This window comes from Nonomuraea antri (genome assembly GCF_013283785.1).
In the GTDB taxonomy this organism is placed as follows: Bacteria; Actinomycetota; Actinomycetes; order Streptosporangiales; family Streptosporangiaceae; genus Nonomuraea; species Nonomuraea antri.
In genome coordinates, this window is sequence record NZ_JABCPZ010000256.1 from 1 (window position 1) to 14897 (window position 14897).

At 69.1% G+C, this 14897-nt stretch carries 16 protein-coding genes; 8 read left to right on the forward strand and 8 right to left on the reverse strand.

Going from position 1 to position 14897, the window contains the following annotated elements; all coding sequences use genetic code 11:
• Positions 1–197 (forward strand): hypothetical protein (locus HII36_RS46780; protein ID WP_173529833.1); only part of this gene is annotated, 197 nt, incomplete at its 5' end.
• Positions 198–871: 674 nt separating this feature from the next.
• Here HII36_RS46780 and HII36_RS46785 read toward each other — a convergent pair.
• The 3 genes from HII36_RS46785 to HII36_RS46795 all read right to left on the reverse strand — a co-directional run bounded on the left by HII36_RS46785 (position 872) and on the right by HII36_RS46795 (position 2989).
• The gene (locus HII36_RS46785; RefSeq protein ID WP_173529834.1) at positions 872–1045 is read right to left on the reverse strand and encodes a hypothetical protein; all 174 of its coding nucleotides are present in this window, start codon (positions 1043–1045) and stop codon (positions 872–874) included.
• A 149-nt stretch (positions 1046–1194) separates the two neighbouring features.
• Positions 1195–2061 (reverse strand): ABC transporter ATP-binding protein, encoded by an 867-nt coding sequence (locus HII36_RS46790; protein ID WP_173529835.1) that lies wholly within the window; start codon positions 2059–2061, stop codon positions 1195–1197.
• A complete protein-coding gene (locus tag HII36_RS46795) occupies positions 2054–2989 on the reverse strand; it encodes an ABC transporter permease (RefSeq protein ID WP_173529836.1) in 936 nt (311 codons plus the stop codon). Before HII36_RS46795 ends, HII36_RS46790 begins: the two co-directional genes overlap by 8 nt.
• A gap of 603 nt (positions 2990–3592) precedes the next feature.
• On the opposite strand from HII36_RS46795, the gene HII36_RS46800 reads away from it, so the two are divergent.
• From HII36_RS46800 to HII36_RS46820, 5 genes are all read left to right on the forward strand, one after another.
• The gene (locus HII36_RS46800; RefSeq protein ID WP_217370827.1) at positions 3593–5101 is read left to right on the forward strand and encodes a peptide ABC transporter substrate-binding protein; all 1509 of its coding nucleotides are present in this window, start codon (positions 3593–3595) and stop codon (positions 5099–5101) included.
• 124 nt (positions 5102–5225) lie between these two features.
• Positions 5226–6170 carry an ABC transporter permease gene (locus HII36_RS46805; RefSeq protein ID WP_173529838.1) on the forward strand — a complete coding sequence of 315 codons (945 nt, stop codon included), beginning with the start codon at positions 5226–5228 and terminating at the stop codon, positions 6168–6170.
• A complete protein-coding gene (locus HII36_RS46810; protein ID WP_173529839.1) occupies positions 6163–7107 on the forward strand; it encodes an ABC transporter permease in 945 nt (314 codons plus the stop codon). Before HII36_RS46805 ends, HII36_RS46810 begins: the two co-directional genes overlap by 8 nt.
• Before the next feature lie 13 nt (positions 7108–7120).
• Complete coding sequence (locus HII36_RS46815; RefSeq protein ID WP_328808208.1) at positions 7121–8164, forward strand: ABC transporter ATP-binding protein; 1044 nt, start codon at positions 7121–7123, stop codon at positions 8162–8164.
• On the forward strand, positions 8151–9167 hold the full coding sequence (locus HII36_RS46820) for an ABC transporter ATP-binding protein (RefSeq protein WP_173529840.1): 1017 nt from the start codon (positions 8151–8153) through the stop codon (positions 9165–9167). The genes HII36_RS46815 and HII36_RS46820 overlap by 14 nt, the downstream gene beginning before the upstream one ends.
• Positions 9168–9223: 56 nt before the next feature.
• On the opposite strand, the gene HII36_RS46825 is transcribed toward HII36_RS46820, so the two are convergent.
• The 5 genes from HII36_RS46825 to HII36_RS46845 form a co-directional block, all read right to left on the reverse strand.
• A complete protein-coding gene (locus HII36_RS46825) occupies positions 9224–10408 on the reverse strand; it encodes a lipid-transfer protein (protein ID WP_173529841.1) in 1185 nt (394 codons plus the stop codon).
• A complete protein-coding gene (locus HII36_RS46830) occupies positions 10405–10809 on the reverse strand; it encodes a Zn-ribbon domain-containing OB-fold protein (protein ID WP_173529842.1) in 405 nt (134 codons plus the stop codon). The genes HII36_RS46825 and HII36_RS46830 overlap by 4 nt, the downstream gene beginning before the upstream one ends.
• 31 nt (positions 10810–10840) lie before the next feature.
• Positions 10841–12082 (reverse strand): S8 family peptidase, encoded by a 1242-nt coding sequence (locus HII36_RS46835; RefSeq protein WP_173529843.1) that lies wholly within the window; start codon positions 12080–12082, stop codon positions 10841–10843.
• Positions 12079–12645 carry a hypothetical protein gene (locus tag HII36_RS46840; RefSeq protein ID WP_173529844.1) on the reverse strand — a complete coding sequence of 189 codons (567 nt, stop codon included), beginning with the start codon at positions 12643–12645 and terminating at the stop codon, positions 12079–12081. Before HII36_RS46840 ends, HII36_RS46835 begins: the two co-directional genes overlap by 4 nt.
• A 125-nt stretch (positions 12646–12770) precedes the next feature.
• Entirely contained in the window at positions 12771–13577 is an 807-nt protein-coding gene (locus HII36_RS46845) for an SAM hydrolase/SAM-dependent halogenase family protein (protein WP_328808209.1), read from the reverse strand.
• Positions 13578–13695: 118 nt separating this feature from the next.
• Here HII36_RS46845 and HII36_RS46850 point away from each other — a divergent pair, with 118 nt between their 5' ends.
• Both HII36_RS46850 and otsB read left to right on the forward strand, forming a co-directional pair.
• Positions 13696–13998: a DUF3263 domain-containing protein gene (locus HII36_RS46850; protein ID WP_173529846.1), complete on the forward strand. Its 303-nt coding sequence runs from the start codon at positions 13696–13698 to the stop codon at positions 13996–13998.
• A gap of 39 nt (positions 13999–14037) precedes the next feature.
• Positions 14038–14808, forward strand: a complete 771-nt coding sequence (gene otsB / locus HII36_RS46855; RefSeq protein ID WP_173529847.1) for a trehalose-phosphatase — start codon at positions 14038–14040, stop codon at positions 14806–14808.
• Positions 14809–14897: the final 89 nt, after the last annotated feature.

Sequence of the window (14897 nt, forward strand, 5' to 3'; positions counted from 1 at the left end):
GGTTGACCCAGGCGCTGCCCGTCGGCGCCGGCCTGCTCGACACACTCAAGAACGTGCCGCTCGTCGGCGGCGTGGCCGGTGGGCTGGTGCCCGGCGGCGCGCTCCGCATGGCGCAGCCGCAGGACGCGCGCGCCCACCTCGCCCCGTTCGTGGGCTGGGCCGCACCGGTGCAACTGTCGCCGCTCGCGACACACTGACTGCCCTCGGCTGGACCACCGACGCGCTGACGAGCTCGGTGCGGAACTCCTGATTCGCGGCTGACGCGATCGTGGCACGCATGAACGTGGCCCGCTGCGGGCCGGTGCGACGGTTCGCGGGCGTCCTAGGTGCCGACGCCCGCGAACCGGCCGTGACGGCGGCGGAGCGCGCCGCGTATCACGTGCCCGGGTGTTCTATGACGACGTGTTTCCAGAGCACAGTGCCTGCCTGGAACACCCGTCGCACTGACGCGGCAGGCCGACGAGACGCCCCAAGGGTGCCGGGCGTCGGCGGCACTGACGCGCGTGGGTACTGAGCCACTCGCGTAAACGCGAGCGGTCTCATGACGGGCCCGGGCGGACGCGCCTGGCCCCGGGAGTTCGATGCGCCGCCACTGCAGGGCAGCGGCGCCGAGCCCCATCCCGCCGCCGGCCCCACCCCGGGGCCGGCGGCGATTTCTTTTGCCCTGGACGGCAGGGCGCAAGTGCTGGTGGTCTGGGTTGCCGGCGGGTGCGGCTTGGTATCGGTTGCCGGCGGGTGCGGGTGGTCCGGGTACCGGCGGGTTCGGTTCGGTGGCAGTGGTTCGGGCTGGTCGCCCGGGCGGCGGTCCCGGGCGTTCCTGGCAAGACGACGTGGTTTCGTTGACCGGCGGGGAGAAGGTTCCGCGAGGTCGTCAGGGCAGGCGGATGCCCGTGCGGCGGGCGATCTGCGCCTGCAGCCTGGCCATCTGCCAATGCAACTCGAGCAACTGCTCAGCGAGCTGCATCCTGGGAATCTCGGCCACGTCCTCGATGGCCAGGTGGTCGATCGCGGCCGACAGTTCCTCCATCGCGCGCCCCCACTCCATCACCGTTCCTCGGATCGAATTCGCGTTCGAATCCTATCGGAACGGCAGGCACCCTGTCAGTCATTCGCCCCTCCAGTCGCACCGTGTTTCGCACACAAGATCGAACCCCCTGGCGAGAACGCGAGGGGGTTGGAGGAGGCGGGGGAGGGTCAGCCCTTGTTGTAGGCGGCGATGACTTCCTTGGGGTCGCCGTCCATCTTGATCTTGCCCTTGTGCAGCCAGATGACCCGGTTGCAGGTCTCCTCGATGACCCTCAGGTCGTGCGCGACGAGGAAGACGGTGCCCGCGGACTCGCGGATCTGCCTGATGCGCTGCTCGCTGCGCTTTCGGAACTCGCGGTCGCCGGTGGCCAGGGCCTCGTCGATGAGCAGCACGTCGTGGGTCTTGGCCGAGGAGATGGCGAAGCGCAGCCGGGCGCCCATGCCCGACGAGTACGTGGACATCGGCAACTGCACGAACTCGTCGATGCCGGAGAACTCCACGATCTCGTCGTACTTCTCCTTGACCTCGGACGGGGTCATGCCCATCGCGTAGCAGCCGAGGACGATGTTGCGCTCACCCGTCAGCTCGCGCATGAGGGCGGCGTTGACGCCGAGCAGCGACGGCTGGCCGTCGGTGTAGACCGCGCCCGCGTGCGGCGGCAGGAGGCCGGCGATGGCGCGCAGCAGCGTGGACTTGCCCGAGCCGTTGCGGCCCACGATGCCGATCGCGTCGCCGTGGTAGGCCACCAGCGAGACGCCCTTGACCGCGTGGACCTCTTTCATCTGCGGCCGGCCCTGGCGCTTGAGAATGCGCGTGAGGGCGTTGACCGCGTTGCCCTTCTCCTGGTCGGAGGCGGCGCCGTACACCCGGTAGACGATGTGGAGGTCGTCGACGATGACGGTCGGAGTGCCCGTGGGCGCGTCGAGGGGACGCTTGCCCGTGGGCTCCGGGTTGGGGTACACCCTGACGTCCTTCTTCGGGACGGCGGGCTCCTCGCCCTTCACCTGTGAGAACTCCCTGGTCAGCTCAGCCACGCCCGTACCTCTCCTCGGCCCGCCAGAAGTACCAGAAGCCGAAACAGAGGGCGAACACCGCCCAGAATACGCAAGACACCCAGACCATCGTCGGCGGGTGGTGGCCGCCGTGCGGGTTGTAGGTCGGGATCAGGAGCTCGCGCATCCATTCAATGTAGGAGGCGGCTGGGTTCAGATACATCGCATCGGCCACCCACTGGGGCAGCTTCGCGGACCCGACCACCTTGTCCTGAATCGAGAAGAAGACGCCCGAGGCGTAGAGCCAGGTGCGGGTGATGAAGGGCAGCAACTGGTTGAGATCGCGCATCGACGAGCCGAGCCTGGCCATGACCAGACCGGCGCCGACGTTGAACATCGTCTGCAGCAGCAGCACGACCGGGATCATCAGCCAGTACCAGGTGGGCATCTCGCCGGTGACCACCACGAGCACCAGCAGCACGCCCATGGAGATGGCCAGCTGCTGCAGTTCCTGGATGGTGTAAGCCAGCGGCAGCGAGGCCCTGGGGAAGTGCAGCGCCCGGATCAGCGACAGGTTGCCCGAGATGGACTTGGCGCCCGCGGCCACCGTGCGCTGGGTGTAGGTGAAGACGAACATCCCGGTCAGCAGGAAGGCCGGGTAGTTCACGATCCCGTTGTCGCCGCCCAGGATCAGGCCGAACATCAGGTAGTAGATCGCCGCGTTGAGCAGCGGAGTCAGCACCTGCCACAGCTGGCCCAGGGCCGAGCTGGAGTACTTCGAGACGTTGCGCGAGGTGGCGTACGTCAGGATGAAGTGACGACGCTCCCACAGCTGACGCACGTAGACAGGAAACCTCGGCCGCGCGATGGAGCGGCGAAGTCCGTATCTCTCGGCGAGCTTGGCCAGCGGCTCCTGCCCGCTTCGGCCGCCCGCCTGGGCGTCCGCGACAGCGGATTCCGGCTGGCTCATGGCAAGGACTCTATTGGATCCCGGTCGGTGAGGTGCCTGCCGCGGGGGTTAGCGGCCGACACTTGGACGGTGTCTTGGGGCACCGGGTTCCAGGGTGCCGTCAAGACTTGCTCAAAGGTAGCCCAGCGAGGCGGGCTCGCGGGGTCCGGGCGTGAGCACTCTGCTGGCCGGGGTATTTTTCATCAACTGTTCACGCGCAGACTCGTCCCCTTAGATGGGGTTTGGGGATCTTTGTCTTCTTTGGGCAAAATGTCTGTGACGCTGGATAGGCGCACGTGTGACCGAACTGCAACGCGCCAGAGACTCCCTGGTGGCAAGTAGTAAGGGATAGTCGCGATCGACTGGCAGGGCGTCGGCTGGTTTGACCATGTCAGCCAAACCCGGGGGATACAAGGAACCCCCCGTCAGGCTGCTCACGATCATTGCAGCTCAGCGCTAACGCCCACCTGTAGAGGGAGGAATCTTTTCACCATGCGTGTTACTAAGGGCGCACAGATCGTCGCCGGTACCGCGCTGCTAGCCCTCGCGGTTGCCGCGTGTGGCGGCGGTGCCTCGAACGACGGCGGCACTGGCGGCGCAAGCGGTGCAGAAACGCCGGTCCGCATGGAACTCGGTGAGCCGCAGGAGCTCCTGGTTCCGTCGAACACGACGGAGTCCGAGGGTTCTGAGACGCTCGCTGCCCTGTTCGAGCCTCTCGTCAGCTACGACGAGAACAAGAACGCGGTCGAGGCCGCTGCCGAGTCGATCACCAGCGACGACCAGAAGACCTGGACGATCAAGCTCAAGTCCGGCTACACCTGGCACAACGGTGAGCCGCTGATCGCCCAGAACTACGTGGACGCCTGGAACTACGCCGCCAACCAGGAGAACGCGCAGAGCGCCGGCTACTTCTTCGGCCGGATCGACGGCTTCGCGGACCTGAACCCGGGCGAGGGCAAGACGCCGTCGACCAAGGAGATGAAGGGCCTGAAGGTCGTCGACGACACCACCTTCACGGTCGCGCTCGCGGCGCCGTTCTCGCAGTTCAAGGTCATGCTCGGCTACACCGCGTTCTACCCGCTGCCCAAGGCCGCCTTCGGCGCCGACGGCAAGGTGACGCAGGCTTACGGCGAGCAGCCCATCGGTCAGGGTCTGTTCAAGATGGACAAGCCCTACAAGAAGGGCACCGACCAGTCCATCGACATGACGGTCTACGACAAGTACCCGGGTCAGAAGCCGAAGGGCTGGACCAAGCTCCAGTTCAAGCTCTACACCGACTCGGACGTCGCGTTCAACGACCTGCAGGCCGACAACCTGGACATCCACGACTCGCTCGGCCCGGCGGCCATCGCCACGGCCAAGTCGACCCTCGGTGAGCGCTACCAGGACCAGCCGGACGCCGGCGTCGGTTACATCGGCGTTCCGCTCAAGTACAACCCCGAGCTGAACAAGGTGGACGTCCGCAAGGCCATCTCGATGGCCATCGACAGGAAGACGATCGCCGAGACGGTGTTCTCCGGCACCCGTTCGCCTGCCGACGACTTCATCAACCCGGCCATCGCGGGTTACCGCCAGGGCGCCTGCAAGGCGTGCACGTACAACCCGGCCGAGGCCAAGAAGCTGTACGAGTCCGCCGGCGGCCCGAAGACCCTCGAGATCGGCTACAACGCCGACGGTCCGCACAAGGAGTGGATCGAGGCCATCGCGAACAACCTCCGCGCCAACCTGGGCATCGAGGCCACCGCGAAGCCGTTCGAGAAGTTCGCCAGCATCCTGGACGACCTGGACGCCAAGAAGTACAAGGGCCTGTTCCGCATGGGCTGGGCCATTGACTACCCGTCCGCCGAGAACTACCTGTCGCCGATCTTCGGCACCGGCGCCATCGCCACCGGCTCCAACTACGGTGGCTACTCCAACAAGAAGTTCGACGACCTGATCGCCCAGGGTGACCAGGCTTCGACCGTCGAGGAGGGCCTGAAGTTCTACCAGCAGGCCGACGACATCCTCAACGAGGAACTGCCGTACATCCCGGTGTACTTCTACCGGAACAACTCCGGCTACTCGCAGAAGGTCAAGAACGTCAAGATCAACCTGCTGAACCAGGTTGAGTGGGCCGACGTCGAGAAGGTCTGACGGTTGTTCCCTGGGGTGGGCGCCTAGCCGCCCACCCCTGAAGGGTCAGCCGAGGAGGCAGTTTCTTGGGCCGGGAACCCCTATGGTCGAAGGGCTGCCTTCTTGGCATGTACGGGAGGCTTAAATGGGCCGTTACATCATCAGGCGTCTGCTCCAGGCAATCCCTGTGCTGTTGGGTACAACCCTGCTGATTTTCACCATCGTCTTCGCGCTGCCCGGTGACCCCATCGCGGCGCTGGCTGGTGAGAAGCGGCAGGCGCCCAACATCGTCGCGATCCTGCGCGAGCAGTACCATCTCAACGATCCGCTGCTGGTGCAATACTGGCACTACATCAGCGGCGTGCTCTTCCGCGGAGACTTCGGCGTCAACTTCTCCGACGTGCCGGTCTCGCAGATCATGCAGGGCAAGTTCCAGGTCACTCTGAACCTGGCGCTCACCGCGCTGATCATGGAGGCACTCATCGGCGTCGGGCTCGGCCTCTGGGCCGCGTTGCGCCGCGGCAAGGCGACCGACACCGCCATCCTCGCATCCACCCTGCTGCTGATCTCGGTCCCGACCCTGGTGTCCGGCTTCGTGCTTCAGCTCATCCTCGGTGTGAAGCTTAAGCTCTGGACGGGTCTCGACATCTTCCCGATCGCGGGCATCACCAACGGGTTCCGCAGCTATCTGCTGCCGGGCTTCGTGCTCGCCGGTGTGTCGATCGCCTATCTCACCCGTCTCACCAGAACCAGCCTGGCGGAGACACTACGGGCCGACTTCATCAGGACGGCCACCGCCAAGGGGTTGCCCCGCCGGCGGGTCGTCGGACGACATGCCCTGCGCAACGCGCTGATTCCCCTCGTCACCTTCCTGGGCGCCGACCTCGGCAACCTGATGGGCGGGGCGGTGATCACCGAGAGAATCTTCAACCTGCCGGGCATCGGCAACCAGCTCTTCTATTCGGTGTACACCAGAGAACAGCCCGTAGTCGTGGGCATCGTGACCATCCTGGTACTGGTCTACATCCTGGCCAACCTGGTGGTTGACCTGTTGTACGCCGTGCTCGACCCGAGGATCCGCTATGAGTGACGTTCGTCCGGGCGGGCCGGTAATCACGCCCGAGGGAAGCCCGGTCCCCCAGCCTCTCAAGAAGACCAAAGAAGCCAAGCCGGCCAGTCTCTGGACCGACGCCTGGCACGATCTGCGCCGCAAGCCGATCTTCATCATCTCGTGCATCATCATCGCCGTGCTGGTGCTGATGGCGCTCTGGCCGTCGCTGTTCAGCTCGGTCGACGCCTACGACGCCAGGACCTGCGAGCTGGGCACCGCGCGTCAGGGCCCCGGCCCCGGTCACCCGTTCGGCCGCGACAACCTGGGCTGTGACCTGTACGCCAGGACCATCTACGGGGCGAAGAACTCGCTGGTCATCAGCATCTGCACGACGGTCGCGACGGCGCTGATCGGCGGCCTGCTCGGCCTCATCGCCGGCTACTTCGGCGGCGCGACCGACGCCGTGGCCTCCCGTGTCACCGAGATCTTCTTCGCCATCCCCAGCATCCTGGGCGCCCTGCTCATCGGCTCGACCTTCCGCGGCAGCGGGATGGGAATCTGGCTGGTCGTCATCGCGCTTACCGTATTGGGCTGGCCGATGACATTCCGGATCATGAGAGCGGCGGTCATCACCGCCAAGAGCCAGGACTTCGTGGTCGCGGCGAGAGCGCTCGGCGCCGGGCCGATGCGCATCATGTTCAGGCACCTGCTGCCCAACGCGCTCGCCCCGGTGATCGTCATCGCCACGATCAACCTCGGTGGTTTCATCGCGGCCGAGGCCGCGCTGTCGTACCTCGGCGTGGGCGTGCCGCCGGACCAGATCTCCTGGGGTCTGATGATCTCGGACGCGCAGCGCAGGTTCCTCGACGCGCCGCTGCCGCTGATCTTCCCGGCCATGTTCCTGAGCATCACCGTGCTCGCGTTCATCATGCTGGGCGACGCCGTACGCGACGCGCTCGACCCGAAGCTCAGGTAGAAGGGGGGATCTAGTGAAGAGGACGTCTCCGGACGTGTTGCCAGGTCAGCCAGCCGAGCGAGTACTGGGCAACGAGCCGCTGCTCGCGGTGGACAACCTGCACGTGGAGTTCCACACGCGGGCCGGCACCGTGCGAGCCGTGAACGGCGTGAGCTACACGGTGAACCCCGGTGAGACGCTCGCCGTGCTCGGCGAGTCGGGTTCGGGCAAGTCGGTGACCGCTCAGGCGATCATGGGCATCCTGGACATGCCGCCCGCGGTCATCCCCAAGGGCGAGATCCGCTTCCGCGGCACCGACCTGCTCAAGCTCTCGGACGAGGCCCGCACCCAGGTGCGCGGCCAGCGCATCGCGATGGTCTTCCAGGACGCGCTCTCCGCGCTGAACCCGGTGTTCACCGTGGGCTGGCAGATCAGCGAGATGTTCCGGGTGCACCGCGGCATGTCCAAGCGCGACGGCATGAAGAAGGCCGTCGAGCTGATGGACCGGGTCCGCATCCCGGCCGCCAGGCAGCGGGTCAACGACTACCCGCACCAGTTCTCCGGCGGTATGCGCCAGCGCATCATGATCGCCATGTCGATCGCGCTCGACCCCGAGGTGCTGATCGCCGACGAGCCGACCACCGCGCTCGACGTGACCGTCCAGGCGCAGATCATGGAGCTGCTGGCGGAGCTGCAGCGCGAGAGCCAGATGGGTCTCATCCTGATCACGCACGACCTCGGTGTCGTGGCGGACGTGGCCGACAAGATCGCGGTCATGTACGCCGGGCGGATCGTGGAGAACGCCCTGGTGCACGACATCTACAAGGCGCCCGCGCACCCGTACACCAAGGGCCTGCTGGAGTCGATCCCCCGGGTCGACCTCAAGGGCCAGGAGCTGTACGCGATCAAGGGCCTGCCGCCCAACCTGCTCGACCTGCCGTCGGGGTGCTCGTTCAACCCGCGGTGCCCCTACCGTCAGGACAACTGCCTGGCCGACGTCCCCCCGCTCTACGAGATCAGCGGCACGCGGAGCAGCGCCTGCCACTACTGGAGGGAGGTCCTCGATGGCGATCAGTAGTGAGCCGATTCTCGAGGTCCGTGACCTGGTCAAGCACTTCCCGCTGACCCAGGGCATCGTCTTCAAGAAGCAGATCGGCGCGATCAAGGCCGTCGACGGCGTGTCGTTCGACCTGCACCGTGGCGAGACGCTGGGCATCGTGGGCGAGTCGGGCTGTGGCAAGTCCACGCTGGCCAAGGTGCTCATGGCGCTGGAGCGGCCGACCTCGGGCTCGGTCCGCATCAAGGGCCGCGACATCGCCAAGGCCAGGGGCGCCGAGCTCAAGCAGATGCGCCGCAACATCCAGATGGTGATGCAGGACCCGTACACCTCGCTGAACCCCCGTATGACGGTGGGCGACATCATCAGCGAGCCGTACGACATCCACACCGAGGTGGCGCCGAAGGGCGACCGCCGCAAGAAGGTGCAGGAGCTGCTGGAGGTCGTGGGTCTCAACCCCGACCACATCAACCGCTACCCGCACCAGTTCTCCGGCGGTCAGCGTCAGCGCATCGGCATCGCCCGCGGTCTGGCGCTCCAGCCTGAGATCATCGTCTGCGACGAGCCGGTCTCCGCGCTGGACGTGTCGATCCAGGCGCAGGTCATCAACCTGCTGGAGCGGCTGCAGAACGAGTTCAACCTGGCCTACATCTTCATCGCCCACGACCTGTCGGTGGTCCGCCACATCTCCGACCGGGTCGGCGTGATGTACCTGGGCAAGATGGTGGAGCTCGGCAGGGACGTGGAGATCTACGACAAGCCGGCTCACCCGTACACGCAGGCGTTGTTGTCGGCCGTCCCGGTCCCCGACCCCGAGGGCCGTGAGCAGCGCGAGCGGATCATCCTGCAGGGCGACCCGCCCTCGCCGGCCAACCCGCCGTCCGGCTGCCGGTTCCGCACCCGGTGCTGGAAGGCGCAGGAGATCTGCGCCGAGCAGGAGCCGCTGCTGCAGATCCGGCCGGGCACGGCGCACGAGAGCGCCTGCCACTTCGCCGAGACGCACGACGTGGTCCACATCGGCTGACGTCCGATGAGAAGCCCTCCGCAGCTCGCCTGCGGAGGGCTTCGCCATGTGCGGGGTCAGCGGGTGGCCAGCACGGCCGAGCCGTGGCCGAACAGGCCCTGGTTGACGGCCAGGCCGACGCGGGCGTCCGCGACCTGCCGCGCCCCCGCCGTGCCGCGCAGCTGCCAGGTCAGCTCGCACACCTGGGCGATGGCCTGGGCGGGGACGGCCTCGCCGAAGGAGGCCAGCCCGCCGGACGGGTTGACCGGGACCCGCCCGCCGAGCGCCGTGTCACCGGCCCGCAGCAGCTTGTCGGCCTCGCCGGGCGGGCACAGCCCGATGTCCTCCACCCAGTCCAGCTCCAGCGCCGTGGACAGGTCGTACACCTCGGCGAAGGAGACGTCCCGGGGCCCGATCCCGGCCTCCTCGTAGGCGGCGTGCGCGATCGCCGCGCGGAACGGCCGCTGCGGCGGCGGCACGGCCAGCCAGGAGTCAGTGGCGAAGTTCGGCAGTTCCAGCACCGCGTTCGGGTAGGTCGGCGTCACCGTGGACACCGCGGCGATCCGCACCGCGTCACGCGCCCCCAGCCGGGCGGCGTACGCCTGTGAGGCCAGCACCACGGCCGCGCCGCCGTCGGAGGTGGCGCAGATGTCCATGAGCCGCAGCGGGTCGGCGACCATGGGCGAGGCGAGCACCTGCTCGGCGGTGACCGCCGTGCGGTAGCGCGCCATCGGGTTGAGCGATCCGGCCAGCGCGTTCTTGACCTTGACGGCCGCGAAGTCGGCCGCGGTCGTGCCGTGCACGGCCATCCTGCGCCGGGCGTAGAGCCCGAAGTAGCCCGGGTTCGTCGCGCCGAGCAGGCGGAAGCGCAGCCAGTCCGGGTCGTCCGGACGGTCGCCGCCCACCGGCTTGAAGAAGCCCTTGGGCGTGGCGTCCGCGCCCACCACCAGGGCCACGTCGCACAGCCCGGCCAGGATGCGGGTGCGCGCGATGTCGATGGCCTGCGCTCCCGACGCGCACGCCGCGTAGCAGGAGGCGATGCGCGCCCCGGTCCAGCCCAGCGCCTGCGCGTACGTGGCCCCGGCGACGAACCCCGGATAGCCGTTCCTGATCGTGTCGGCGCCGACCAGGTACTGCACGTCGCGCCACTCGATGCCGGCGTCGCGCAGCGCGGCCCTGGCGGCGGCGACGCCGTACTCGGTGAAGGGCCGGCCCCACTTGCCCCACGGGTGCATGCCCGCGCCCAGCACCACCACGCTCATGAGACCCGCCCCCACATCCACACCAGCGGGCCGTCGGCCAGCGGACCGTGGGTGAGCTCCAGTTCCATGCCGACCTCCAGGTCGTCCACGGTGAGGTCGCGTACCTGGCCGAGCACCACCAGGCCCTCCTCGGCCAGCTCGACCGCGGCCAGCGTCACCGGCTCGTACGGCCGCGCGCTGACGTACGGCTCGGGCGGCGCGTAACAGGCGTTGGTGTAGGACCAGACCCGGCCGCGCCGCGACAGCCTGGCCGGAGCCAGGTTCTCGCTCCCGCAGCCGGGGTTGGGACAGGATCCGGCGCGCGGTGGGAAGCAGACCGTTCCGCAGTCGCCGCACCGGGTGCCGATGAGATGGGTGCCGTCGTCGTCGATGGCGAACCAGCCGTCGATCGCAAGCGTCATAGGCAGGAGTATCACACAAGCGCTTGCTAGGTTACATCCGCCGGCGCCGGCGGCGTGCGCCCCGCCGCCTGCTGCGCAGCAGCACGCGTGCCGACATCGCCGCCACCAGCAGCACCATCCCCGCCACCACCGGCGCCCTGGAGGCGGGCGCGCCGCCGGGCGGCCAGGCGCCGAAGTGCCCGCCGGGCGGGGGCGCGACCGGTGTCGCGGCCGGTCCCGCCAGCTCGCCGGCCGCGCGCAGCGCGAGCAGCGCGTTGGCCACGCCGTGCCCGTAGGCCGTGCTGTAGCCGTCGGACGGCCGCCGCCGCACGCCCAGCTCGATGGCCCGGCGCACGTGGTACGGCGACAACCGCGGATACGCCGACCTGACCAGCGCCGCGATCCCGGCCACCAGCGCGGCCGCCGAACTGGTCCCGTCGCCCACCAGGTACGAGTCCGCCCCGTCGGCCGTGACGATCTCGGTGCCCGGCGCGACCACGGACAGGTAGTCCTGCCGGTTGGAGAACGGGGTCACCCGCAGCCGCCGGTCCACCGCGCCCACGGCGATCACTCCCGGATAGGCGGCAGGGAAGTTCTTCCTGTTGGTGGTCTCGCCGTCGTTGCCCGACGAGGCGACCAGGACGCAGCCGCGCGCGATCGCGTACTGCACGGCCTCCTCCTCGGCCGCCGAGCCCTCCCAGACGCCGTTGCCGCCGCCCAGCGACATGCTGATCACGTCCGCGCCGTGGGCGGCGGCGTAGCGGATGGCCTTGGCCAGCGCGTCGCGCCCGCCGGGCGGCTGCTTCTCGCGCAGCGGGTCGCCGTTCTCCAGCGTGACCCTGATGGACAGCACCCTGGCCGCCGGCGCCACGCCCACCACGCCCCGGCGCCGGCCCTCGCCGTGACCCCGGCCGGCGATCAGGCTGGCCATGGCCGTGCCGTGGTGTCCCCAGCGGCCCGGCCTCCTGGCGGCGCCGGTCAGGTCGGGGCCCTCGACCACCGCGCCGGCCAGGTCGGGGTGCCGGCTGTTCACGCCGGTGTCGAGCACCGCGACCAGCACGCCTTCGCCCCTGCTCCGGTGCCACGCCTCGGGCAGGCGCAGCGGGCCGACCTGCCACTGCCCGGCGCGCACGGCCTCGCCCAGCTCGTCCCTGCCCAACTCGCCCGCGCCCAGTTCGCCCGTGCCCAGTTCGCCCTCGCCCGGGGGCGCGCCGGCGTCCGCGGGGGCGGTGACGGCGATCAGCAGGGTGAGCGCCGCCAGCGCGGGCACGAGCAGGGTGCGCGGCAGCCTCATCGGGTCAACGCCTCGCTCAGCGTGGTGGTCAGGTGCCGCGCGGTGTCGCGCAGCCGCCGCCCGGCGCGGTCCCCCCGCTGGTAGGCCCGGCCGTCGGCGTATCCGGCGGCGGTGGCGACCACGTAACGCTCGGCGGCCAGCAGCGCCCCGGCGAAGTACTGCCGGTCGCCGAACCGCTCTGCGGGACCGCCGGGGAAGGCGACAGGCCGCACGGTGGCGGGCCGCGGGCTCGCGGAGTCCGGCCGGCGTCCCGGCCGGTCGAGCACGGCGATGCCGACGGTGGCCACGAACGTGTGGGTGCTGTCGGCGTACGTGGCGCGCAACGCGGTGAGGCAGCCGCCCGAGACGGCCGCGGCCTGGAACGCCAGCGCGCACGGCGCCTCGGGGGCCACCCCGGCCAGCACGTACGTGACCCGCGCCCCCGACGGGCTGACGCCGGACACGGCGGCGGGAAAGACCCTGGCGACCGGCCAGGCACGCCAGCGCTCGGGCACCGGCGGTTCACCGGCGGCCGGCAGGACGACGGACACGATGGAGAGCAGCACGACGGACAGTTGGTACACAGCGGCCTCGGGAGGGGTGGGACGCCCGATCTGCCCGTGCATTCTGGCACGCGACCGCTGGTTCAATCCGACGCTTCGGTAAACAGTCCGATACGCGGAGTAATTGGTGATCTGTTACTTTCGTCCTACCGACACGGGGAAAGCCGGACATGCGCCCCCGGTGGGAGCCCCAGCCGTTGCGCCGCGTCACCGGCGTTGACCGCGATCGCGACCAGCCCGGCCGAGTCGGCGAAGGCGACCAGGTCACCCGGCGGCACCGCCGCGTACGTCTCCCGGTACGGCATGGCCAGCTGCCGCCGTCCCAGCCGCACTTCGAGCGTGTCGCCGGGGCGCACGCCCAGCGCGGCCAGGTCGCCGGCCGCGATCGAAAGCTGCGTGTTGCCGTAGGCGTCGACCGAGACCACCTCGCCCTCGACCGAGCCGTCACGCAGTTGCGAGGTGGGCTCGGGCAGCGAGACCAGCCTGGACAGCGGCACCTCCGGCCCCAGCTCGGCCGGTTTCAGCCCCTGGAACAGCCGCGCGGCCACCGGGGCGTACATGTCGCGGCCGTGGAAGGTCGGCGAGACGGGATGCAGGAAGTGCGCGTCGTCGGCCAGCTCGTAGGCGGCCCGCGCGCCGCCGCTGGCGTGCACCGCCCACGACAGCAGGCCGTTGTCGGGACCGACGAACAGCCGCCCGCCCGCCTCGATCGCCACCGCGCGCCTGGCGCCGCCCGCGCTCGGGTCGACCGTGCCGACGTGGATACCCTTGGGGAGGTACGGGATGGTCTGTGCGAGCACCGCGGCCCCGCGGCGCACGTCTCCTGACGGGATCTGGTGACACACGTCGATCACCCGGGCCTCAGGGGCGATCCCCGCTATCACTCCATGACAAGCCGCCACATAGCCATCTTCGAGCCCATAGTCGGTGAGAAGTGTGATGACTGAGGTCACATTTGGTGACTGTACGTCTCGCGATCCGCCGTGAACACCCGCACTTCGCACATTACGATGAGCCACGGGCCGCGTGCGTGCGACGTGATCGTCGCACGCCCCTTTCGAGGAGGACACCATGGGAGCACCGCTCAGCGGTGACAATGCTGCCCAGGAACAGTCGTCCCAGCAACCCCTCACAGAACGCGAACTCGAGCTCCTCGCCTTCGAACGCCAGTGGTGGCGCTACGCGGGCGCGAAGGAGCAGGCCATCAAGGAGACCTTCGGGTTCTCCGCGACTCGCTACTACCAGTTGCTCAGCGAGCTGATCGACCGGCCGGAGGCGCTGGAGCGCGATCCGATGCTGGTCAAGCGGTTGCGCAGGTTACGGTCCACGCGCCAGCGGGAGCGTGCCGCGCGAAGGCTTGGCATGCGCCCCTGACCGGCTGGGTACGGCAGCCGCGTGAGGAACATCCCTGGAATGGAAGCGATCTTGACCGACCCGGCCGGAGCCGTGATCGGGCTCGACTTCGACGGGACCCTGTCGCCGATCGTGCCCGATCCCGCCTCGGCCAGGATCCATCCGCAGGCGCCTGCCGTACTGGCCGAGCTGGGCGGGCATGTCGCGGCGGTGGCCATCGTGACCGGGCGTCCCGCGGCCACCGCGCTCGAACTCGGTCCTGGCCTGGCCGACGTGCCCGGGCTGGTCGTGCTCGGCCACTACGGCTTCGAACGGTGGGAGGACGGCCGGATCTCCGCACCGCCGCCGCCCCCCGGCGTTCCGCGGGCCGAGGCCGAACTGCCGATGCTGCTCGACTCGCTCGGCGTGCAGGGCGTGACGGTCGAGGACAAACACCGCGCCGTGGCGGTGCACACGCGGCAGAGCGCCGAGCCCGACGCCACGCTGGCCGTGTTGCGCGAGCCGCTGGCCAAGCTGGCCGAGAAACACGGGCTGGTGCTCGAACCCGGCCGGATGGTGCTCGAACTGCGTCCGCCCGGCATGGACAAGGGCCACGCGCTGGGCATGTTCCTGGCCGAGCGGTCGGCCAGATCGGTGTTGTTCGCCGGTGACGACCTGGGCGACCTGGCCGCCTTCGACGCGGTGCGCACGTCCGGGCTGCCCGGCGTGACCGTGTGCAGCGGCTCGGCCGAGGTGACCGCGCTGGCCGAGCGGGCCGACATCGTGGTCGACGGCCCCGAGGGCGTGATCCTGCTGCTGCGCGAATTGGCGTCGGCTTTCAGCAGGTCGTGAGTCGTTTGCAAGACCGGGGCCGTACGGTCTTCACATGATCAAGCGTTACCTCGCCGTCGCGGCCGCCGCCGCGGCGGCCGTCCTCGTGT